The organism is Halobacterium sp. KA-6, assembly GCF_021029015.1.
GTDB lineage: Archaea > Halobacteriota > Halobacteria > Halobacteriales > Halobacteriaceae > Halobacterium.
The window spans coordinates 130725-151722 of sequence record NZ_JAJJZH010000001.1; the positions used below are offsets into that span (position 1 = coordinate 130725).

At 69.3% G+C, this 20998-nt stretch carries 18 protein-coding genes and 2 tRNA genes; 9 read left to right on the forward strand and 11 right to left on the reverse strand.

Annotation, left to right across the window (positions count from 1 at the left end; translation table 11 throughout):
- The first annotated feature begins 24 nt into the window (after nt 1–24).
- Together LPA46_RS00775 and LPA46_RS00780 are read left to right on the forward strand one after the other, a co-directional pair.
- The gene (locus LPA46_RS00775; protein ID WP_230890955.1) at nt 25–456 is read left to right on the forward strand and encodes a histone family protein; all 432 of its coding nucleotides are present in this window, start codon (nt 25–27) and stop codon (nt 454–456) included.
- Nucleotides 453–1460: a histone deacetylase family protein gene (locus tag LPA46_RS00780; RefSeq protein ID WP_230890956.1), complete on the forward strand. Its 1008-nt coding sequence runs from the start codon at nt 453–455 to the stop codon at nt 1458–1460. Before LPA46_RS00775 ends, LPA46_RS00780 begins: the two co-directional genes overlap by 4 nt.
- 18 nt (nt 1461–1478) lie before the next feature.
- Here LPA46_RS00780 and cca read toward each other — a convergent pair whose 3' ends face one another.
- Nucleotides 1479–2828 carry a CCA tRNA nucleotidyltransferase gene (gene cca, locus LPA46_RS00785; protein ID WP_230890957.1) on the reverse strand — a complete coding sequence of 450 codons (1350 nt, stop codon included), beginning with the start codon at nt 2826–2828 and terminating at the stop codon, nt 1479–1481.
- Nucleotides 2829–2928: 100 nt separating this feature from the next.
- On the opposite strand from cca, the gene LPA46_RS00790 reads away from it, so the two are divergent.
- Together LPA46_RS00790 and LPA46_RS00795 are read left to right on the forward strand one after the other, a co-directional pair.
- Nucleotides 2929–3001, forward strand: a tRNA-Asn gene (locus LPA46_RS00790).
- Between the two features lie 90 nt (nt 3002–3091).
- Nucleotides 3092–3201: transfer RNA gene (locus tag LPA46_RS00795), tRNA-Ile, on the forward strand.
- 152 nt (nt 3202–3353) lie between these two features.
- Here LPA46_RS00795 and LPA46_RS00800 read toward each other — a convergent pair.
- On the reverse strand, nt 3354–4826 hold the full coding sequence (locus tag LPA46_RS00800; protein WP_230890958.1) for a sensor histidine kinase: 1473 nt from the start codon (nt 4824–4826) through the stop codon (nt 3354–3356).
- A gap of 167 nt (nt 4827–4993) precedes the next feature.
- Between LPA46_RS00800 and LPA46_RS00805 the strand changes: the two genes are divergently transcribed.
- Nucleotides 4994–5839 carry a DUF7260 family protein gene (locus LPA46_RS00805; protein WP_230890959.1) on the forward strand — a complete coding sequence of 282 codons (846 nt, stop codon included), beginning with the start codon at nt 4994–4996 and terminating at the stop codon, nt 5837–5839.
- A 199-nt stretch (nt 5840–6038) separates the two neighbouring features.
- Entirely contained in the window at nt 6039–6854 is an 816-nt protein-coding gene (gene ubaA / locus LPA46_RS00810) for an SAMP-activating enzyme E1 (protein WP_230890960.1), read from the forward strand.
- A gap of 10 nt (nt 6855–6864) precedes the next feature.
- Here the strand turns inward: ubaA and LPA46_RS00815 are convergent, their stop codons facing one another.
- A complete protein-coding gene (locus LPA46_RS00815; protein WP_230890961.1) occupies nt 6865–7749 on the reverse strand; it encodes an alpha/beta fold hydrolase in 885 nt (294 codons plus the stop codon).
- Between the two features lie 44 nt (nt 7750–7793).
- The gene (locus LPA46_RS00820) at nt 7794–8858 is read right to left on the reverse strand and encodes a rod shape-determining protein (protein ID WP_230890962.1); all 1065 of its coding nucleotides are present in this window, start codon (nt 8856–8858) and stop codon (nt 7794–7796) included.
- A 102-nt stretch (nt 8859–8960) separates the two neighbouring features.
- Here LPA46_RS00820 and LPA46_RS00825 point away from each other — a divergent pair, with 102 nt between their 5' ends.
- Nucleotides 8961–9365 carry a DUF7522 family protein gene (locus LPA46_RS00825; protein ID WP_230887865.1) on the forward strand — a complete coding sequence of 135 codons (405 nt, stop codon included), beginning with the start codon at nt 8961–8963 and terminating at the stop codon, nt 9363–9365.
- On the opposite strand, the gene LPA46_RS00830 is transcribed toward LPA46_RS00825, so the two are convergent.
- The 6 genes from LPA46_RS00830 to LPA46_RS00855 form a co-directional block, all read right to left on the reverse strand.
- Complete coding sequence (locus LPA46_RS00830) at nt 9366–10754, reverse strand: FAD-dependent oxidoreductase (RefSeq protein WP_230887864.1); 1389 nt, start codon at nt 10752–10754, stop codon at nt 9366–9368.
- A gap of 100 nt (nt 10755–10854) precedes the next feature.
- Entirely contained in the window at nt 10855–12087 is a 1233-nt protein-coding gene (locus LPA46_RS00835; RefSeq protein WP_230890963.1) for a hypothetical protein, read from the reverse strand.
- 111 nt (nt 12088–12198) lie between these two features.
- A complete protein-coding gene (gene kdgK1 / locus LPA46_RS00840; RefSeq protein ID WP_230890964.1) occupies nt 12199–13149 on the reverse strand; it encodes a bifunctional 2-dehydro-3-deoxygluconokinase/2-dehydro-3-deoxygalactonokinase in 951 nt (316 codons plus the stop codon).
- 24 nt (nt 13150–13173) lie between these two features.
- On the reverse strand, nt 13174–15186 hold the full coding sequence (gene mutL, locus LPA46_RS00845) for a DNA mismatch repair endonuclease MutL (protein WP_230890965.1): 2013 nt from the start codon (nt 15184–15186) through the stop codon (nt 13174–13176).
- Nucleotides 15187–15226: 40 nt separating this feature from the next.
- Nucleotides 15227–17863, reverse strand: a complete 2637-nt coding sequence (gene mutS / locus LPA46_RS00850) for a DNA mismatch repair protein MutS (RefSeq protein WP_230890966.1) — start codon at nt 17861–17863, stop codon at nt 15227–15229.
- Nucleotides 17864–17945: 82 nt separating this feature from the next.
- Nucleotides 17946–18974: an AIR synthase family protein gene (locus LPA46_RS00855; protein ID WP_230890967.1), complete on the reverse strand. Its 1029-nt coding sequence runs from the start codon at nt 18972–18974 to the stop codon at nt 17946–17948.
- Nucleotides 18975–19091: 117 nt separating this feature from the next.
- Here LPA46_RS00855 and psmA point away from each other — a divergent pair, with 117 nt between their 5' ends.
- Nucleotides 19092–19814, forward strand: a complete 723-nt coding sequence (psmA, locus tag LPA46_RS00860; RefSeq protein WP_230890968.1) for an archaeal proteasome endopeptidase complex subunit alpha — start codon at nt 19092–19094, stop codon at nt 19812–19814.
- Between the two features lie 72 nt (nt 19815–19886).
- Complete coding sequence (locus tag LPA46_RS00865; RefSeq protein ID WP_230890969.1) at nt 19887–20234, forward strand: thioredoxin family protein; 348 nt, start codon at nt 19887–19889, stop codon at nt 20232–20234.
- 1 nt (nt 20235) lies between these two features.
- Here the strand turns inward: LPA46_RS00865 and LPA46_RS00870 are convergent, their stop codons facing one another.
- On the reverse strand, nt 20236–20955 hold the full coding sequence (locus tag LPA46_RS00870; protein WP_230890970.1) for a DNA-directed RNA polymerase subunit epsilon: 720 nt from the start codon (nt 20953–20955) through the stop codon (nt 20236–20238).
- Between the last annotated feature and the right edge of the window lie 43 nt (nt 20956–20998).

The following is a 20998-nucleotide window of genomic DNA, read 5'->3' on the forward strand; positions in this document are numbered from 1 at the left end:
CGTGCGACAGCCACCCATTGACGCATGAGCGTCGAACTCCCGTTCGCGCCGGTCGATACCATCATCCGGCGGCACGCGGGTGACTTGCGGGTGAGCGCTGACGCGGCCGAGGAACTCGCACGGCGCATCCAGCGCCGCGGCGCATCGCTCGCGCAGGACGCCGCCGAACGCGCGGCTGCGGACGGCCGAAAGACCCTGATGGCGACGGACTTCGGCGTCGACGAGGTGCCCGACGCCGACGAACTCACGCTGCCGGTCGCGCCGGTCGACCGCATCGCGCGCCTCGACCTCGACGACCGGTTCCGCGTCTCCAAGGACGCCCGCGTCGCGCTCGCGGACCTCCTGGAGTCGTTCGCCTCGGACGCCGCGGAGGGCGCCGCCGTACTCGCCGAGCACGCGGGCCGACGCACCGTACAGGCCGAGGACGTCCAGACGTACTTCGAGCTCGTGGAATGAGATTCGGGTTCAGCGAGACGTGTCTCGCACACGACCCGGGCCCACGCCACCCCGAGAGCCCGGACCGACTGCGCGCCATCAAGCGCGGGCTCGCCAAGCGCCACAGCGTCACCTACGAGGGCGCCACGCCCGCCACCGAAGCCGACGTCGCGGCGGTCCACGACCCCGACTACGTCGACGAGATTCGCGACTTCTGCGAGTCCGGCGGCGGCGACTGGGACCCGGACACGACCGCCTCCGAGGAGACGTGGCCGGCCGCGCTCGCCAGCGCGGGCCTCGCGAAGGACGCCACGCGCGCAGCAGTGAACGGCGCCGACGGCCGGAACACGCCGTTTGCGCTCGGCCGGCCGCCGGGCCACCACGCAGTCTACGACGACGCGATGGGCTTCTGCTTCCTGAACAACGCCGCCGTCGCCGCTCAGTACGCCCTCGACGACCTGGACGCTGACCGCGTCGCCATCTTCGACTGGGACGTCCACCACGGCAACGGCACGCAGGACATCTTCTACGACCGCAGCGACGTCTTCTACGCGTCCGTGCACGAGGACGGCCTCTACCCCGGGACCGGTGACGCCGACGAGTACGGCGAGGGCGACGGCGTCGGCTCGACGCTGAACGCGCCGTTCCCCGCGGGCTCCGGGGACGCCGACTTCTGTGCGGCGTTCGACGAACTGCTCGAACCCGCACTCGCCGAGTTCGACCCGGACGTCTTCCTCGTGAGCGCGGGCTTCGACGCCCACCGCCACGACCCGATCTCGCGGATGCACGTCACCACCGAGGGCTACGGCCTGCTCGCTGACCGTGTTCGGACGCTCGCCGACGCGACGGACGCGGCGCTGGCGTTCATTCTGGAAGGCGGTTACAGTCTCGACACGCTCGCCGACGGCATCGGTATGGTCCACGAGACGTTCGACGGCCGCGAGCCCGTCGGCCCCGGCGACGAGGTCAGCGATGCCGTCCGCGACTTGCTCGACGACATCCGCGCCTCCCACCCCGCGCTCTGACTCGAACGAAAATCGACCTCAGACGGACGGCTCGAAGTACGCTGCGAGTTCCGTGCCGAAGCCGTCCGCGAGTTCCGAAACTTCCCTGCCAGCGAGCACTTCGTAGTCACTGGCTTCCACGATGGACTCGACGTGCGCACCGAGTGCGACCTCTTCGAGTTGGGTCTCGACGAACTCCTCGGCGGTCCTGATGTCGCGTTCGCGCTCGACGACGTACCGGTCGCCGTCGAGGAACGGACCGGCAGCGTCGCTGTCCGCGTACTTCTCGTAGAATCCCTGCGCGTGCCCGCCGACGTGGACGGGCGGCCCCTCGTGGCGCTCGACTGCCGGGAGTTCGCTCACGGATAGCTCCGCGAACAGCACCGCGCGGTCGTCCGCCCACGTCGCCGCGCGCAGCACCTCGAACCCCTCGATTTCGAGCCCGCGCACGAGGCCGTCCCGGGAGCGATACAACTGTGGGTAGAGTTGGTCCTCCACGAGGTCCGGAGCCTCGAAGACGACCGCCAGCGGCGACGTTCCGCGATTTGTGACGTGCTCGCGGACTTCCTCTGCGTCGAGCGCGTCGGGCGTCGCCGGCTCGAAGACGCCCTCGTCGGGGTCGGCGAGGAACCCGCGGGCGTAGTGCTGGACGCGCGCGACGTTCTCCGCGGAGACGACCGCGGCGACGTTGCGCTCCGGGTCCGTCGGGTCGACGACCACCAGTGGGTCGTCGAACTCCGCTTCCGCGTGGTCTTCTGGGTCGAGGACGACCGGCGGCTTCCAGTCCCGAATCGCGTCCAGCGTCTCCCGGAACCCGTCGTACTCCAGCACGAGCAGTTCCGTGAGGTAGCCCGAGAACCCCTGCGTCCGGAGGTCGCTCCCGTACGCGCCGATGCCCTTCAGGAACTGCTTGAACAACCGCACGTCGCCGGCGTCCTCGTCGCTCAGTCGCTCCTCGAGGTACGCGTTGTGGAACGGCGTGCGGTCGACCGCCGACTGGATGTCGGTCGCGGACTCCAGACGGTAGCACGGCACGAGGTCAACGTCGTACCCCTCGAACGTTCCCTTCACGTAGGGGTGTTCGGCGTACTCCTCGCGGCCCTCCGGCAGCACCTCGTTGCCGACTTCGAGCCCATACTCCTGCAGCTCCTCACGTGGGAGGTCAGGTGGGAATCGCACGAACAGGTCGATGTCGCGGTCGCCCGCGACCCACGTCCCGCGCGCCGTACTCCCGACCTGCATCACGTCCGCCTCGACGGGCAGCTCCGCGATGGCGTCCCGCGCTCGGTCGGCCAGCCGCTCCGCGGCCTCGGCGAGCGCGCGCCGCTCGGCCGGCGTCGGGTCCACGCGCTCGCGGACGGCGTCGAGCACCGTCTCGAAGTCGCTCATGCGGCCGAATTCACGCGGCCGCGCCTAAGCCGTGTCGATGCCCGAGCCTGCTGGCGAAACGAAAGCCATTTCAAAACGCACCGGGTAGAAACGGGTGCGAGCCGCCATAGCTCAGTTGGTAGAGCACCTGGTTGTTACCCAGGTTGTCCCAGGTTCGAGCCCTGGTGGCGGCGTCCTTCTACTACACTCACTCGCGCAGCGACGGCTGCGCTGTCGTGGAATCCCGACAGGCTAAAGGTTCGGCCACGGGAAGCGGTGTGCGAGGGGCCTTAGCTTAGTCTGGTTCAAAGCCCCCGGCTCATATCGGCGTCCGTCTGCGTGGCGGGTGTCGTGGGACACCGGGTGAGCGGTGGTTCAAATCCGCCAGGCCCCACGTTTCTGTACCGATGCCGCGTAGCGACGCGAGTGTCGCTGCGCGCATCGGCTGTAACTGGGGCAGGATTTGAACCCTGGAAGTCGCGCGCAGCGAACGTAGTGAGCGAGCACGTCTTCCTCCGGTTCACAATCCGCCAGGCCCTACGCTCGCTATGCGGCCGCGTCGACGAATTCGAAGCGTGCGCCGCCGTCTGCGCTGTCGGTCACGACGACGTCCCAGCCGTGGGCGTGCGCGACCTCCGCGACGATGGCGAGCCCGAAGCCCGTTCCCTCGGGTGTCGTCGAGTAGCCCCGCTCGAAGACGCTCTGCCGTTCGTCCTCGGGAATCCCGGGGCCGTCGTCCTCGACGTAGAAGCCGTCGTCGAGGTCGCCGACGCGGACGGTGGGAGCGTCGCCGCCATGTTCTACCGCATTCCGGAAGACGTTCTCGAGGAGTTGATGGAGGCGCGTCGGGTCGGCTTCGATGGTCTGGTCGGTTTCGACCGCGAGCGCGGCACCCCCGGACGGGATGGTCTCCCAGCACTCGCGGCTGAACGACGCGAGGTCGACCGCTTCCGTCTCGCCGAGCGCCGTGTCGGAGCGCGCGAGCGTCAGGAGGTCGTCGATGAGGGTCTCCATGCGGTCGAGTGCGCGCCGAGCGCGGTCCAGATGCTCGACGTCCCCAGTCTCGTTCGCCAGTTCGAGGGAGCCCTCGACGACGCTCAGGGGGTTCCGGAGGTCGTGGGAGACGACCGACGCGAACTCCTCGAGGCGCTCGTTCTGGCGCTGGAGTTGCTCGTTCGCGCGGTCGCGCTGGAGTTCGTAGCTCACCCAGCGGCTCATGAGGTCGACGAGTGTGACCTCCCACTCCGAGAACTGGCCGTCGCGTGGCTCCGTGTCGTAGAAGCAGAACGTCCCGTACACGTCGTCGTCGACGAACACGGGCGCGCCGATGTAGCACGAGATTCCCCACTCCGTGTAGCCGGCGCGGTCGGTCTCCTCGGGAGCGTCCCGCGCGACGTCGCCGAGCACCAGCGTCTGTTCGTCGCTGGCGGCGCGCTCGCAGTTCGTCGCCGAGAGCGGGACGACGTCGCCCGCCTGGATGCTGTCGTCGGCGGCGTCCACGATTTCGAAGACGTAGTCGTCGCCGTCAATTTTCGAGAGCGTCCCGTACGCCGTCCCCAGTTCGTCGCGGCCCAGCGCGAGCAGCGCCTCGACTTTCTCTGTGAACGACCGCTGGCGGTTCGCGATGACTTCGTACATCTCGCGCAGGAACTGCTCGCGCGCCTCGATGCGTGCTCGTTGGTCGTGGCGCTCCGTCACGTCGCGACCGATGCCGGCGAAGGCGGCGGGGGAGTCGGCGGCGACGCGGTGGGCTTCGAAGTCGTAGGGGATGCGGTCGCCGTCGGCGGTCACGAGGTCGGCTTCGACGACCGCCGACCCGGTGTCGAACAGTTCGTCGACGACTTCCGTAGTCTGGACGTCGAAGAGGTCGCCGAGCGTCGCCGCCGCCAATTCGGCGTCGGTGTAGCCGGTCACGTTCTCGGCTGCTCGGTTCCACACCACGACGGCCCCGTCTTCGTCGAACCCCAGAAACACGTCGTCGAGCGCGTCCAGAAAGGGGAACTCCGGCGCGTCACTCATCGGCAATCACGTGTTCGGCACCGCGTCGCGCGTTCATCTATACGTCGCTACTGACGCCGCGGCCACCTGAACGCATCGGCCGAACTCGGTCCCGGGTGGGGACGGGCACCGAGACCAATATAGCACTCCTAGCAGTCTTCTATACGAGCGCTGTCGAAGCCACGGATATGCCACAGTCTGCCACTCGGGGGCACGGGACCGACGCGACCGCGGGCTTCGGGGAGTGGATTCCCGACGCGCGCCGCGCACTCCGCCGTGAACGACACATTCTCCAGACGGAAGCTGACGCTTTCACGCGGTTCTGCCGGCGCGTCCAGTCGGTCGACGTCGACGCCGAGTCCGCCGACTCGATGCCCGCTTGGTCGGCGACGACCACGCTCGCTACTCGACGCGACCACGCCGACAGCACCGCGAGTGTCGCGATTCGGGAGGCGTACGTCGAGACGGTCATGGACGCCCCGCATTACGCGGCCGAGTACGGCGACACCTACTGGGAGAGCGTGGCCTCGGAGTTCGGGGCGGAGTTGGCGGTGGCGCTCCGGCAGGCTGCTCGCGTGACGCCGCTCCTGCGCGACCAACTGCTCGCCGCCGCTCGTGAGTCCAAGCGCAGCCGCAAGCGACTCTGCTCGGACCTCAACGACGAGGCGAGCGCGCTCGACGCCGCCGAGCGGACGCTCCGCGCCGTCCACGAGGACCTCGTAGCGATTCGTTCGCGGCCGTTCTACGGCTGTCCGCCGCACGAACTCCGGCAGCTCCTCGCGGACCTCGACGCCCTCGAAGCCGACTGCCAGGACCTCGCCGTCCGCCGCCAGGCGGTCGACCTCGAACCGAAGACCGTCCACGTGCCGTCCGCGGAAGCCCGCCCGCTCAACGAGTACCTCTACCAGTCGCTGTCGTCGTCGCACCCGCTGTTGAGCGCGGTCGGGCGCGCCAGCGACGAGGTCGCCACCACGGCCCGGCGAATCCGTCGCGCGCTCCCCGCCGACTCAGAAACCGCCGAATACGGCGGCTAAGGGGTCTCTATCGGGATTTAGTCCGTCCCTATCGGTCGCGATTCGACCTGACAAGACATTTACCGGGGGAGTCGGTATGAGCCACTGCCGGGTAGGGGTACCCGTAGTTCTTTCGTCGCTACACCCGCCAGCGACAGCTTCGTCGACGCGTACTGCCGGACGGGAAACGCTTACCCGCGCCCACGCCGTCCCCACGGGTATGTCCGGGCTGAATCTCGACCCGGTGCAGCTCGACCGCTACTCGCGACACATCATCATGGACGACGTCGGCGCCGAGGGCCAGAAGCGCCTGCTCGACGGCGACGTGCTCGTGGTGGGTGCGGGCGGTCTGGGCGCGCCGGTCATCCAGTACCTCGCGGCCGCGGGCGTCGGCCGGCTCCGCATCGTCGACCACGACGACGTCGAGCGCTCGAACCTCCAGCGCCAAATCATCCACGCGGACGCCGACGTCGGCCGCCCGAAGGCCGAGAGCGCCCGCGAGTACGTCAAGGACCTCAACCCCGACGTGGACGTCGACGCGCACGTCACGCGCCTCGACCAGTCGAACGTCGGCGAGTTCCTCGACGGCGTCGACTACGTGGTGGACTGTTCGGACAACTTCGCGACGCGCTACCTCGTCAACGACGCCTGCGTGCTCCGCGAGATTCCGTTCAGCCACGCCGCCATCTACCGCTTCGAGGGCCAGGCAATCACGTACGAACCCGGAAACGCCTGCTACCGCTGCCTGTTCCCGGAAGCCCCACCAGAAGGAACGATTCCCGACTGCGCGACCGCGGGCGTGCTCGGCATCCTCCCCGGGACGATGGGCTGCATTCAGGCCACCGAGTGCGTGAAGGGCCTGCTCGACTACGGCGAGCGCCTCACCGGCCGCCTGCTGTTCTACGACGCCGGCGACATGTCCTTCGAGACGGTACCGGTCGCGAAGAATCCCGACTGCCCGGTCTGCGGCGACGACCCCGCCATCGACTCCGTCGCGGACGTCGAGTACGTCGAAGGCTGCACCGTCCCGTCGTAACGCCTACTCGCTACTTGCTCTCCTCGCGCCCGACTGCCCAGCCGAAGATGTCGCGTGCCTCCTCGACGATTGGCCGGAAGTGGCCGGCGTCCTCGTAGACCGTGAGGTCGGCGGTCGGCACCTCGCTGGCGACGCCTTCGCCCGGCGCGACCGGGACGTTGGCGTCGCTCTCCCCGTGGAATACGCGCGTCGGCACTGCGACGTCCGCGAGGTCGAAGTCCCACGCGCCGTAGAGCACGCTGTAGTCGGTCGCCAGCGGCGTCGTTCCCTGGCTCAGCCCCTCGCGAAAGTCCGCCAGTAGCACGCGCCCGCTCTCGCCGCGCCGCGGGTCCGCGAGGTCCGTGTCGGGTTCGCCGACGACGTCAGTGAACGAGTCCGCGCTCGCGACGGCGCGCGCCATCAGCCAGACGAGCGGCCGGCCGAACTGCGGCGACACCCGCGACGCGGACGCCAGCGCGCGCTCGAACCCGAGGTCGCCGCGCGCGGACCCCGGAGGCCCGACCCCCGAGACGACCGCGCAGCGAGTCACGAGCTCTGGATTGTGTGCGGCACACGCCAGCGCGTACGGCCCACCCCCGGAAAAGCCGACGACGGCGTACTCCTCGATGCCGAGTTCGTCCGCGAGTGCCGCCACGTCCGCGGCCCAATCCGCGAACGTCCTGCCGGGCTGGCGGTCGGACGCGCCGAAGCCCGGGCGGTCGGGTGCGATTACGCGCGCGCCGACCTCGGCTTTCGCGTCGCGGCCGAGCTGCCCGGAGATTCGGGACCCCGGCGTGCCGTGACAGAAGAACACGGGCGTGCCGTCGGGGTCGCCGTACTCCGCGTACGCCAGCGTGCGACCGTCGGTCAACTGTACCTCTTCGGTCGGGACGTCGTCGCGCAGGTCGGGGACCATCCCGTTCAGGTGGTTCTCGCCCGCCGAGAAAAACGTTGTCCGGCTCAGTACTCGTTCAGTTCCACGAGCCGGTCGGCGATGCGGTGGGCGCCGCGCGCGGCCGCCGTCGCCGGGTCGTCGGCGGTCGTCACCTCGACGTCGCGTTCGAGTTCCTCGCTCAGGCGTTCCTCGAATTCGGCGACGACGCCCGGGATACAGGCCATCCCGCCCGTGAGCACGACCGGGTTGTCGAGGGCCTGCTGGTAGATTTTCATGTAGTCGTTGGCGAGTTCCGGCATGAAGACGTTCGCGACCTCGTCGACCGCGTCGTCGACGTACTCGTCGACGGCGTCCATCACGCTGTGCTCGATGGCGAATTCGTAGGTGCCGCCGCCGGGCTGCTGGATGATGTCGCTGAACGGCTCGTAGTTCAGGAAGTCCGCGTGCTCCTCCTTGTACTCGCGGGCGGTCGTGAGGTCGATGTTCACGCGGCCCTGCGTCTCCTCCTCGACGTAGTTCGCGATGCGGCGGTCGACCTCGGTACCTGTGATGGCGCCCGTCGAGAACGGCGCGAGCTGCTCGCCGCGGCGGTACGCGCACGCTTCGAGGTTCGTCGAGCCCATGTTGACGGCGACGAACGTCTCCTCGATGGCTTCGAGGTCGTCGCCGAGCGCGGGCACCGCGCCGCACAGCGACTCGGGGTACGACCGGACCAGCCGCTCGCCGAGGGGGCCGTCCTCGATGATTTCGGAGTGGCGCTCCAGCCCGATCTCGTTGTCGATGGTGGGGATGGCGTACACCACGACCGAGTCCTCGGGGAGGCCGTTCGAGCGTGCGAACTCCTCGAGGAACGTCTTCGCGAGGTCTGTCGTCTCCTCGTCCTCGGGCAGCCCGGACCGGAGCATGTAGCGCACGCGGTCGGGGTACTCGGTCGCGGCTTCCTCGCCGTAGAGGACGTGCTCCTCGCCGGTGAGCGCGTCCTCGTAGGTGGCGAGACACGTCAGCGTGCGGAGAACGTTCGGGTCGTCGGCGTCGCCCGCGGAGACGACCGTGCGCGTGCTCCCGACTTTCACCCCGAGAGCGGCCGGTTGCTCGTCGAACTCGCCGTCGCTGCTCTCTGAGTCGGACATGTGACGCCGTTCCAACGGAGCGCGTATAACTCTTGTAGGCGGTGCTCCCGGTTCCCCGTAGCGCGCCCGTGGTTTTTTGCTGGCGCTCTCCGCAGGACCAGTATGGGAAACGATAGCAACCTCGACGAGGCGTTCGCGGACGAACTCGTCAGCGTCTGCCGGACCACCGTCGGCGACCGCCTCCGCAGCATCACGTACTTCGACACCACCAACGAGGAACAGATATACCTCCGCGACGACCTCGAACCCGGCGCGAACATCGTCGGGTTCGCCAACGAGGAGCGCAGCGGCTTCAAGTCCAAGCGCATCTACGAGGACACCGAACTCGGCGACTACCAATTCACCATCCGCGCGTTCGAGCACGGCTACCTCACGCGCGTCATCCATGGCTACCACGGCGCGTTCGTCACCACCGACCGCCTGCCGACGGACCGCTTCGAGGACCTCGCCAGCGCCGTCGACAGCGTGCTCGGCGAGTACGACACCGCGTGGCTGCGCCCCGACTAACTACAACTGCGCGGCGGTCTCGCGGAACAGCCCGTCCAGGATTTCGGGCGTCGTCGGATGGTACGCACGGTCCGGAAGTTCTCGGACGTCCATCTCTCCCTCTAGAATCACTTGCATCGTTTTCGCCATCGCGTCCGCGTCGTAGTGGAGGCCGTGGTAGCCGAGCACGGTGCCGTCGTCGGCATCGACGACTAATCGCGCCGTCCCACGCGACGCCACCTTCGCCTTGAACACGCCGTCGTCGCTGGCGTCGCGCTGCGCGGTCACGACCTCGTGGCCTTCCTCGCGCGCCTGCTCGGTCGTCAGCCCGAGCGAGGCGAACGGGTAGACGCCCGCGCCCGAGAACATCACCTTGTGCGGGAGCGGGTCGTACTCCTCCAGCGGCTCGCTGGCCTCGCGGTGGACGACGTTCCGGCCCGCGAGGTAGCCCTCCTCTTTGGCCGTGTGTAGGAGCATGCGGTCGCCGACGGCGTCGCCGACGACGAACACGCGGTCGTCGTCCGCCGCCTGCATCGTGTCCCCGACCCAGCCCGGCTCCGGGGAGAGCGCGGTTCTCTCCATGTCGTCGGGGAACGAGGGCTCGCGGCCCGTGAACAGGAACAACTGGTCGCCCTCGGCGACGGAGCCGTCGTCGAGGTGGACGCGCGCGCCGCCGTCCGGCGTCGCCTCGACGCGCTCCTCGCGGACCTCCGTGCGAATCTCGACGCCGAACTCCTCGCGGTACATATCCAGTAGTTCCTCGCCGAACGACGGGTGGTAGTCGTCCAGCGGCCGGTCGTCGTGCTCGACGACAGTGATGTCCATCCCCGCGGCCTCCGTGAGGTACGGGACGAGTTCGAGGCCGACGTAGCCGAACCCCATCACCACCCCGGAGTCCGGAAACTCGGTCGCATCGAGCACGTCCCTGCTGCCCATCCAGTCCACGTCGTCGATGCCCGGGAGGTCTGGGACGTTCAGCGTCGACCCGGTCGCGAGCACGACGTAGTCAGCCTCGATGCGCTCGCCACCCACGTCCAGCGTGCGGTCGTCGACGAAGTCGGCGGTTTCGTGGTGGAAGGTGACGTTCTCGCGCTCCGCGAGGTCGTGGACCGCGCCCCGGCGGTGCTCGGCGTACCCGAGCACGTTGTCATCCTTTCGCTCGACCACTGCGCTCAGATCCACGTCGGGGACGTCCCCGACCAACCGGTCGTCGTCCCGGGCCTGATAGCGGTGCGCGGCTGCCGACAGCACCTCCTTCGAGGGCATGCAGCCGCGGAGGATGCAGAGCCCGCCGCCGGGTTCGCCGTCGTCGACGAGTGTCAGTTCCACGTCCGCCTCGGCCAACACTTCGGCGGCCGCGACGCCCGCGCTCCCGTACGCTCCGACGACGACTACGTGCGGTCGCGTCATAGCTAGGCCGACGTGCGCCCGCGAGAAATGGTTTCGGCCCGGAGCGACGCGCACCGGCGTCGGCCGCGCCGAGAGAACGTTCGAGAGTCGGCTGCAGTCGCTACTGCCGGAGCGCGTACAGCGCCGCACCGAGCACGGCGACCAGAGCGGTGCCGAGGCCGAACCCGGGCGCGCCGCCGCCGGTTTCGCCGCCGTCGCCACCGGACTCGGTGGTGTCTGCGGCCGTCGTCTCGGCGGTCATCGTCTCACTCGTCGTGCCCTGCGTCGTCTCGGTGGTCTCGCTCCCCGTCATCTCGATGGTGCGCTTCGAGAAGCGGTTGAGCGCGACGTACACCTTCGCCTTCGACGACGCACTCGACGACTGCTTCACCATGTACCGCGAGGTGTCGCCGCCGATTGCGCCCTCAACTTCGCTGTAGGAGGACGCTTCGACGGCAGCCTCGCCGTCCACCGTCACGTCGATGTTCGAGACGGTCCCTACTGCGGCCTCACTGACGCTCGTGACGACGATTTTCCCGCGCTCGCGGGTGCGGTTGACCGTCACGCGAACGGTGTCCTCGGCAGCCTGCTCGGCTGCGATAGCCGTCTGCTGGCTGTACGTCACCGTGTCAGTCACCATCTCGCCGTCCTGCTGTTCGACGTACACCTCGCCGGTCGCCGTCCCGGACGCGATGTACTCCTCGGTCTGCTCGTCCTCGCTGGACTTCTCCTCGGGGTACGCGCGGAACACGAGCCGCGAGTCGCTTTCGAGCCGCGCGGAGACGTCGCCATCCTCGTTGACGGTCACGGAGCCGTTCCCGACGACCACGAACGTCCCCTGGGTGCCGTTCGCTGTCGTCACCTCGACCTGGCTGTCCGACTCGCTCTCGGCCGTGGCTCCCTCGGAGACGTTCGCCACGACCACCTGGTTGTTGCCGCCCGCTTCCACGACGAGGATGCCGTGGTCGTTGTCGTGGGCGGTCATCGACGCCGACCCTTCGGCGGCGATTTCGGCCTGGGCGTTCGCGCTCGTCTGCATCGAGAGCGCGCTCCCGGCGATGCTCGTCACCGCCGAGAGGTCGACACCGACGTCCACGCCGATGCCGCCGTCGGTGGCGGACTCGGACTGGACCTTCACGCTGTCGAGGGCGATGTCCCCGCCGACGCGGTAGTTCGCCACGGCGTTCTGCCGGACGTCGAACTGCACGTGCGTTCCGGCGTACGCCGACCCACTCTGTGCCTCTGACACTGCGCCACTACCCTGCGTACTGGTCGCTGCTGCCGCGGCAGCCGTCGTTCCGGCGCTCGCGACGACCAACACCGTCAGCAGTGCAGCGGTCGCTGTTCGTTTCATCGCGTCCGAATCGGAGTGCAGTCGGACAAAAACGCCTTGGGGCCACGTGTTAGCCCGCCTACCCGACAAGCAGACAACCGTTTCCTCCGGCCAGCGTTCGAACCGCGCGCGTCAGCGGTTGATTGCCGCGCCCTCGCCCGCCAGCACGCCCTCGACCTCCTCGCGCGTGACCAGCGCGGTGTCGCCGGGCATCGTGCGCTTCAGCGCCGCGGTCGCAGCGCCCCACTCCAGGGCGTCACGCACGTCGCCGCCCTCGATGCGGCGCGCGAGGAACCCGCCAACGAACGCGTCGCCCGTGCCGACCGCGTCGTACGTGTCGGCCTCGAACGCCGGCTGCTCGTAGACGTCCTCGTCGTGGACCGCGAGCGCGCCGTCCGCGCCCAGCGTCACGATGACCGTCTCGAAGCCGAACTCGTCTGCCAGCCCGCGCCCGATTTCGCCGGCGTTCCCCTCGTGGGCGAGCACGTGGCGTGCGTCGCGCTCCGCGACGATGAGCACGTCCACGTCCGGGAACAGCGTCTCCAGCACCTCGCGGGCTTCCTCGGGTTCCCAGAGTTTCGCGCGGTAATTCACGTCCAGCGCCGTCGTCGTCTCCGAGGCCGTCGCGCGCTTAAGCAGCGCGGCGGTCGTCTCCGCGAGCATCTTCGAGAGCGCGGGCGTGATGCCGCTCGTGTAGAAGTACTCTGCTGCGTCGACGCGCTCGGTCGCGAGTTCGTCGGGCGTCGCGGTCGTCACCGCGGCGTTCGCGCGGTCGTAGACGACGTTCGTCCCGCGGGGCTCGCCCGCCTGTTCGAGGTAGTACGTGCCCTGCCGCCCGGTCTCACTCCACGCCACGTCGGGCTCGGTGCCCTGCGCGCGCAGCGTCGCCGTCACCTTCCGGCCCAGCGGCGAGTCTGGGAGTTTCGACAGCCACGCAGTGTCCGCGCCGAGGCGGCCGGCGTTCACCGCGACGTTGCTCTCCGCGCCCGCTGCGCGGAACTCCAGTTCGGTCGCGCGCTCCAGTCGCTCCTGTCCGGGTGGCGAGAGCCGGAGCAGGGTCTCGCCGAACGTCACGAGGTCCATACCCCGCGGTACGGCGGCCGGGGTTTAGTTCCCGCCGTCTTCGCGGCGCCGCCCACCGTGCCCGGGGTAGTCGCGTTCGAAGCGCTCGGCGAGCTCGTCGGCGTCCACGCGAATCAGCGTCGGCCGGCCGTGCGGGCACGCGTACGGGTTCTCGCAGGCGTCCAGTCGCTCCAGCAGCGCCACCACCGACCCCTCCGTCAGCGACGTGTTCCCCGTCACCGCCGGCCGACACGCGAGGTCCGCGAGCAGGTCGTCCGCGGCGTCCGCGACCGGGTCACCGCCCGCGTCCGCCACGAAGTCCGCGAGCACGTCCCGCGCCAACTCGGGGTCGAGCACGTCTGCCAGCACCGCTGGCACCGCCGTCACGCGAGCCGTCCGCCCGGACAGCTCCGCGTCGAACCCGAGCGCGCGCAAGTCCTCGATTGCCGCGTCGAACACCGCCGCCTCCCCCGCCGTCAACTCCAGTTCGACCGGCGAGACGAGCGCCTGCGACGCGCCGCCGACCTGTTCCTGTAGGCGTTCGTAGTGGACGCGCTCGTCGGCCGCGTGCTGGTCGACGAGCACGAGGCCGTCGTCCGTCTCCGCGACCACGTACGTCTCCGCCAACTGGCCGAGCACGCGCAACTCCGGCAGCGAGTCGAAGTCGTCCGCCGCGTCCTCGTCGTCGGCCCCGCTCGTCGGCTCCGTGAGTCGCGCGTTCTCCGTCGGCGCGTCGAACGACGAACGAGTGTTCGCACGCTCGCTGGATTCGCTCTCGCTCGTCGTCGAGTCCCCCGTCAGCTCGCTCGTGCTCGGCTCCCGTTCGGTTCCGCTCGGCTTCCGCTCGGTCGACTCGGGTTCGCTGTTCGACAGCGAGTCCGTCACGCGGCTCTGGTGTTCCGCGCTCTCCACGGCGACGTCCGTGGACGCGCTGGACGTGTCGCTCTCGCGCGTCGTCCCTTCTGCCGAATGTTCGCTCTCGTCGCGCTCGCTCGCGGGCGAAATCGTCGCGTCTCCGGGCTTCGACGCGCCCCGCGGTGCCTGCGAGCGCACGATGCCGGCGTCCAGTAGCGCGTCACGCACCGCGTCCTCGACGGCTGTTTGCACGCGGTCCTCCTGCTCGAACCTGACTTCCATTTTCCGCGGGTGGACGTTGGCATCCACACCGTCCGTCTCCACGAACAGCACCGTGAACGGGTAGCGGTCTGCGGCGAGTTGGCCGCCGTAGGCGTCGAGGACGGCCTCGCGGAGCACCGAGTCGCGGACCGAGCGCCCGTTCACGTACGTCGCGAGGTACTCGCGGGTCGAGCGCGTCGTCTCCGGCTCCGAGACGTAGCCGTGGACGCGCTCGACCGGTCCCTCGGGTGTCGCGTCCACTGGGACGAGCGATTGGGCGACCTCGCGGCCGTACACCGACAGCGCCGCGTCCCGCACGTCCCCGCTGCCGGTCGTCGCGAACACCTCGCGGCCGTCGTGAGTCAGCGAGACGGCGACGTCCGGGTTCGCGAGCGCGTACCGCGTCACCGCGCGGTTGACGTGTGCGAATTCCGTCGCCGGCCGCTTCAGGTACTTGCGGCGCGCCGGCGTCTCCGCGAACAGGTCCGCGACCTCCACCGTGGTCCCGGCCGGCCGTCCAGCCGGCTGTAGGTCACCGATATCGCCGTGTTCGACGGTGAGCGTCGACCCGGAGTCGCCCGCGTCCCGGACGCGCGTCGTCACCGTCATCCGCGAGACGGAACCGATGGTGTAGAGGGCTTCGCCCCGGAAGCCCAGCGTCGCGACTGCGTCCAGTTCGCTGGCGTCGCTGAGTTTGCTCGTCGTGTGCTGGTGGACCGCAGCCCGCAGGTCCTCCCGGGTCATCCCGTGGCCGTCGTCCGCGACGACGATTCGGTCGCGGCCGCCGCTCTCCACGGTAACGTCGATGCTCGCGGCGTCCGCGTCGAGGCTGTTCTCCACGAGCTCCTTCACCACGCTCGCGGGCCGCTCGACGACCTCGCCCGCCGCAATCTGGGCTACGGTCGCGTCGTCCAGCTCCCGGATGCGGTCGCCGTCAGTCATACTCGCCGGCAGGCGACCCGCGCGTATCAATCCCGCGCTGCTACTCGTCCAGCCGCCGCTGCCACTCCTGCACGCGCGCGAGCAGTTCCACGGGCGGCGTCTCGTTGACGTCGACGTCCCGGAGGTCGTCGAGCACCTCGCGCGCCTCGGGGTCCAGTTCCGCTGTCTCGCCGCCGTCCGCAGCGCTCTCGGTTTCGACTGACGGCTCGCTCCTGCTCCCCGCGTCGAACTCGCCGGAATCGAGGTCGAACACCGCTTGCACGGGTTCGCTCGCCGAACCCCGGGCTTCGACGGCCTTCTCCTCGCGGAGGCGGTCCAGCACCTCTCGCGAGCGGTCCACGACCGGATCGGGGACGCCCGCGAGGTCCGCGACGTGGACGCCATACGAGCGGTCGGTCGCGCCGTCCCGGACCGTCCGCAGGAACGTCACGTCCCCGTCGCGCTCCTCGGCCGCGACGTGGACGTTCGCGACGTCGGCGAGGTGGTCCGCGAGCGCCGTGAGTTCGTGGTAGTGGGTCGCGAACAGGGTTTTTGCTCTGACCTCGTTGTGCAGATACTCTGTCGCTGCCCACGCGATGGAGATGCCGTCGTAGGTCGCGGTCCCGCGCCCGACCTCGTCCAGAATCACCAGCGAGCGCTCGGTCGCGGCGTGGAGGATGCGGCTGAGTTCCTGCATCTCCACCATGAACGTCGAGCGCCCCTGCGCGAGTTCGTCCAGCGCGCCGACCCGCGTGTAGATGCCGTCCACGAGGCCGATGCGGGCGGCGTCGGCGGGCACGTAACTGCCGACCTGCGCAAGCAGGACTATTAGGGCGACCTGCCGCATGTACGTCGACTTCCCGCTCATGTTCGGGCCTGTGACGACGAGGAATCGTCTCCCGTCGCCGAACCGCGCGTCGTTCGGCACGAATTCGGTAGTCTGCTCGACGACGGGGTGGCGGCCGCCCTCGATTGCGAGGTCGTCGCCGTCAACGAGTTCAGGCTGAATCCACCGGTTCGCGGCGGCGTGCTCGGCGAGGCTGGCGAGCGCGTCCAGTTCGGCGAGCGCGCGGCCGACGCGCTGGAGGGCTTCGGCGTGCCCGCCCACCCACTCGCGCAGGTCGTCGAACAACTCGTACTCGAGGTCGCCGCGCTCCTCCTCGACGAGCAGAATCCGCCGCTCCCGTTCTTCGAGTTCCTCGGTGGTGTACCGCGTGGAGTTCTTCAGGGACTTCACCTCGCGGTACGCCTCGGGTACTGCGTCGGTCTCAGACTTGCCGACCTGCACGTAGTAGCCGTCGGTTTTGTTCCGGTCGACCTGCAGGTGCGTGATTCCCAGCCGGTCCTTCTCGCGGGACGCCAGCCCGTCCAGCCACTCCTCGTGCTCGCGGGCTTCCTGGAGCAACTCGTCGAGTTCGTCGTCGTACCCTTCGCGAAGTAGGCCTCCCTCTCGGAGCGTCTTCGGCGGGTCCTCGGCGAGCGCGGCGTCCAGTTCGGCGCGCACCCCGGCGGCCGCCTCGCGGTCCACGCCCTCCAACACCTCCGTCACGGGCGAGTCCGCGAGGTCGGGGTCGGACTCGAGCGCGTCCACGGCCTCGGGTAGCGCCGCAAGCGTCTCCCGGATTCGGAGCAGGTCCGTCGCGTCGGCCCGCCCGCCAGCCGCCCGGCTCGCGAGGCGTTCGAGGTCGTAGACGTCGCCGAGCACGTGCCGGAGCCCGTCACGCGCGAGCGGTGCGTCCGCGAGCGCGCCCACGGCGGCCTGCCGGCGCGCCAGTTCCGCGCGGTCTCGGAGTGGGCGGGTCAACCACGCTTGCAGACGTCGACCGCCAGCAGCGGATACCGTATGGTCGAGCGTGGCGAACAGCGACCCGTCGCCGTCGCCGCCCATCGTCGCCGTCAGTTCGAGGTTGCGCTGGGTCGTCGCGTCCAGTTCGACGTGGTCGTCCGCACGATAGGGCTGGAGGCGCGTCAGCGACGCCAGCACGCCCGCGTCCGTCGCCGCCACGTAGTCGATGGCTGCGCCCGCTGCTCGCGCTGCCGGGCTGTCGCTGTCGACGCCGAGGCTGTCGAGCGCGCCGTCGCCGAACTGCTTGCGCACGCTGTGGGCGGCCTTCCCGGGCGCGAACGCCGACGCCTCGTGCAGCGTCAGCGTCGCGTCCGCGCGCTCGCGGAGCGCGCCGAGGAAGTCGTCGTCGCCCCGCAACTCGGGGCCGGGCAGTACTTCCTCAGGGCTGAACCGGTGAAGTTCCGTCAGCACGTCCGTCTCCGTCTCGGCGTCCGCGACGTGGAACTGGCCCGTCGTCACGTCCACGAACGCCAACCCCCACGTCTCGTCGCGGACGACCGCCGCGAGGTAGCGGGCGTCCGCGCCAGTTACGTCCACGAACGTCCCGGGCGTGGCGACCCGGGTGATTTCGCGCTCGATGTCGTCGGCGCCGTCCTCGACTTGGTCGGCGATGGCGACGCGGTAGCCGCGCTCGACGAGCGTCGCGACGTACGGCGTCAGGTCGTCGACGGGCACGCCCGCCATCGGGTACGACGACCCGTGCGCGGACTTCTCGGAGACCTGCAGGTCGAGGACGTCCGCGACCGTGCGCGCGTCCTCCGCGAAGAACTCGTAGAAGTCCCCGACCTGCATCGCGAGCAGATCGGCGTCGGTCTCGTCTTTCAGGTCGAGGAACTCCTCGACTATGCCCATGGCTGGTTCCTCGCTCGCATCGTCGGAACGCTGGCCGCGCGTCGCAAAGAACCCTCCGGACGCCGCTCGACGCTCGGCAGCCTCACTCGCTCCCGAATCGCTCGCGCCCGGTCTCGTAGGCGCTCCACAGCGGGTCGGAGTCGGGTTCCGGGAGCGGGGAGCCGTCGACGGTGACGCGCTCTCCTCCTGTCTTTCGCTTCCCGACGGATCCGACTTCTGCGGCCGGAATACCCTCGCTTTCGAGCGCCGCCAGCACCGCGTCGACGTCCTCTGGTGCGACGGTCGCGACCACGGTTCCCTCGCTGGAGGTGGTCCACGGGTCGATGCCGAAGTACTCGCAGACCTCGCGCACGCCCGAGAGCACGGGGACGCGGTCGCGCTCGACTGCGAGCGAGACGCCGCTGGCGGCCGCGAGTTCATGGAACGCGTTCGCGAGCCCGCGCTCGGTCGCGTCGTGCATCGCCGTCACGTTCCCGGCGGCCGCCGCGGTGAGCGCGTCCCGGACGGGGCTGACGTCGTCGAAGCGCTCTCGGGCGGCCTCGACCGCGGCTTCGCCGAGTGGGAGGTCGTCGCCGAACAGCACGCCGAGCACGCCCGTCGACTCGATTGCGGGCCCCTTCGTGACGACGACGCGGTCGCCCGGCCGCGCACCAGTCGGCACCACGAGGTCCGCAGGGTCGCCAATCGAGAGCGCGGTCGCGCCGCCGACCGTCGGGAACGCGCACCCCTCGTAGGTGCCCGTATGTCCGGTCGTCAGGCTCGCGCCCAACTTCTCGGCTTCCCGGTCGAAGACCTCCCAGATTGCGTCGAACGTCTCCGTGCTCGTGCCCGGCGGGAGGTTGAAGTCGACGGCGAGGTGCGTGGGCGGGAGGCCCGATAGCGCGGCGTCGCTGACGCAGACGTGGAACGCGAACCACGCCGCCCGCTCGATGCCGAGGTCGCGGAGCACGAACACGGGGTCGGTCGCCATCGCGACGACGCGGTCGCCGACGTCCACGACGCCGAAATCCGCGCCGTACGTCGGGCCGAGACGGACGTCCTCGCGGTTCGCGCCCGTCCGCCCGGCGACGTGCTCCTCGAAGAACCGACGGCTCGCCTTCCCGGAGTCCATACTCGTTTCTCGCCGCCCCGCCACAAGTACCCCGGCGGTTTTGCCGCTGCTCGGCACCCCCTGCCGAAAGTCAAAGCCCTTTACGTGAGCGCGGCTTACATTTGGTCAACGAAGACAATGCAGGGTCAGAACCAACAGCAGGCCTACGACCGCGGTATCACGATTTTCTCGCCGGACGGCCGCCTCTATCAGGTGGAGTACGCGCGGGAAGCGGTCAAACGAGGCACCGCGAGCATCGGCGTCCGCACCGAGGACGGCGTCGTCCTCGTCGTGGACAAGCGCACCCGTTCGCCGCTCCTCGAGGGCTCCAGCGTCGAGAAGCTCCACAAGGTCGACGACCACGTCGGCGCTGCCAGTGCCGGCCACGTCGCCGACGCCCGGAAACTCGTGGACTTCGCGCGCCAGCAGTCCCAGGTCGAGCGCGTGCGCTACGACGAACCCATCGGCGTCCGCACGCTGACGAAGGAAGTCACAGACCACATCCAGCAGTACACGCAGGTCGGCGGCGCACGCCCCTTCGGCGTCGCGCTCCTCGTCGCGGGCATCTCCGACGGCGAACCCCGCCTCTTCGAGACGGACCCCTCCGGCACCTCCAACGAGTGGAAGGCCGTCGCCATCGGCTCGGACCGCTCGGTCATCCAGGAGTACCTCGAAGACGAGTACGAGACCGACCTCTCCCTCGACGAGGGCGTCGACCTCGCGCTCCGCGCGCTCAACGAGGGCCGCGACGACGAACTCTCCGCGGAGGGCGTCGGCGTTGCCACCGTGGACGCCGACTCCGAGCTGTTCCGCGAACTCCAGACCGAGGAGACCGCGGAGTACCTCGAAAACCTCGAATAACCTGTTCCGTGGGCGCCGGCGGTACGCGCCCCCGCAGCAGTCCTTTTCCGCGCTCGCACCCTACATTTCTACATGAGCACGGAGTCACAACAGAGCGCACAGAAACCGATTCGCGTCGCGGACGGCGACGAACTCGCCGACGTCCTCGCCACCCACGACCGCGTACTCGTGGACTTCTACACGAAGGGCTGCTCGCTCTGCCAGGCAATCGAGCCAGTCCTCGGCAATATAGCCAAAGCCACGGGCATCACGGTCGCGATGGTCAACCCCGGCAACGACATCTCGCTGGTCGACGAGTGGAACGTGCGGAGCGCGCCGACGCTAGTCCTCGTCGAAGACGGCGAAGAAGTCGCGCGGCTCGCCGAGGGATTCCAGGGCGGCGACGACATCGAGGCGTTCCTCGACGAACACCTCGACTGACCTAGTCGTCGCTGGGCACTTCCTCGGGGACGTCGCGCTCGGTGACATCCGGGAGGTGGGGGTCGCGGTTCGGGTTCCGGCCGAACGCCGGGAGCCCGTCGGGTAACTGTGCTTTGAGCACGCGACGCAGCCGGTTCAGGCTCGTCTTGTCGAGACCGTAGCGTTCCGCGAGCTCCGCGAACGCCGGCTCGTCGGTGATGTCGTGGCTACGGTAGCGTTCGTAGAGGTCGTTCATGCGTTCCTGGGAGAGCTCGTTCGCGTCGAGGTCGTCGAGGCCGAAGTACTGGCGGCGGTCGACGTCGACGACGTGACGGATGACCACGAGCGCGACCTTCTCGATGGCGCGCTGGCTGCCGAACTCAGTGAGGTCGATGTCGCCCATCACGCCGAGCGCGACGTCGCGCTGCCACGGCGTCACGTCGATGGCGTTGCAGAGCGCTTGCGTCGTCCGCAGGCGGTCGAGGTGGTGGGTACGGCGGCTGTGCCCCTCGGTCGCAGTGTGGCGCTCCTCGTGGAGCCGCCGGATGCTCTCCGAGAGGTCGGCTTCGGGGGATTCGGCGCGCCCGATGACGGTCGCGCTCGGGGAGACGACGCCCCACTTGCGGACCGTGGTGTCGCGCTGGGCTTCCGCCCGCGAGAGCGCGCCCGAGCCCGGTCGGTGTTCGACGCGGCGCTCGTCGCGCGTCTCCCAGCGAATCCGGTCGCCGCCGTCAGCACTCATTACCGGTACCTGTGGCCTCGCACGGTTTAAACTCTCGGCTGGC

Coding starts and splice junctions, on each gene's coding strand:
- LPA46_RS00820 (WP_230890962.1), bottom strand. CDS start 8,858: ATGTCCGACTCAGAGAGCAGCGACGGCGAGTTCGACGAGCAACCGGCC.
- LPA46_RS00775 (WP_230890955.1), top strand. CDS start 25: ATGAGCGTCGAACTCCCGTTCGCGCCGGTCGATACCATCATCCGGCGG.
- LPA46_RS00815 (WP_230890961.1), bottom strand. CDS start 7,749: ATGGTCCCCGACCTGCGCGACGACGTCCCGACCGAAGAGGTACAGTTG.
- LPA46_RS00870 (WP_230890970.1), bottom strand. CDS start 20,955: ATGAGTGCTGACGGCGGCGACCGGATTCGCTGGGAGACGCGCGACGAG.
- LPA46_RS00855 (WP_230890967.1), bottom strand. CDS start 18,974: ATGGACTCCGGGAAGGCGAGCCGTCGGTTCTTCGAGGAGCACGTCGCC.
- cca (WP_230890957.1), bottom strand. CDS start 2,828: ATGAGCGACTTCGAGACGGTGCTCGACGCCGTCCGCGAGCGCGTGGAC.
- LPA46_RS00825 (WP_230887865.1), top strand. CDS start 8,961: ATGGGAAACGATAGCAACCTCGACGAGGCGTTCGCGGACGAACTCGTC.
- psmA (WP_230890968.1), top strand. CDS start 19,092: ATGCAGGGTCAGAACCAACAGCAGGCCTACGACCGCGGTATCACGATT.
- LPA46_RS00800 (WP_230890958.1), bottom strand. CDS start 4,826: ATGAGTGACGCGCCGGAGTTCCCCTTTCTGGACGCGCTCGACGACGTG.
- mutS (WP_230890966.1), bottom strand. CDS start 17,863: ATGGGCATAGTCGAGGAGTTCCTCGACCTGAAAGACGAGACCGACGCC.
- LPA46_RS00780 (WP_230890956.1), top strand. CDS start 453: ATGAGATTCGGGTTCAGCGAGACGTGTCTCGCACACGACCCGGGCCCA.
- ubaA (WP_230890960.1), top strand. CDS start 6,039: ATGTCCGGGCTGAATCTCGACCCGGTGCAGCTCGACCGCTACTCGCGA.
- mutL (WP_230890965.1), bottom strand. CDS start 15,186: ATGACTGACGGCGACCGCATCCGGGAGCTGGACGACGCGACCGTAGCC.
- LPA46_RS00805 (WP_230890959.1), top strand. CDS start 4,994: ATGCCACAGTCTGCCACTCGGGGGCACGGGACCGACGCGACCGCGGGC.
- LPA46_RS00830 (WP_230887864.1), bottom strand. CDS start 10,754: ATGACGCGACCGCACGTAGTCGTCGTCGGAGCGTACGGGAGCGCGGGC.
- kdgK1 (WP_230890964.1), bottom strand. CDS start 13,149: ATGGACCTCGTGACGTTCGGCGAGACCCTGCTCCGGCTCTCGCCACCC.
- LPA46_RS00865 (WP_230890969.1), top strand. CDS start 19,887: ATGAGCACGGAGTCACAACAGAGCGCACAGAAACCGATTCGCGTCGCG.
- LPA46_RS00835 (WP_230890963.1), bottom strand. CDS start 12,087: ATGAAACGAACAGCGACCGCTGCACTGCTGACGGTGTTGGTCGTCGCG.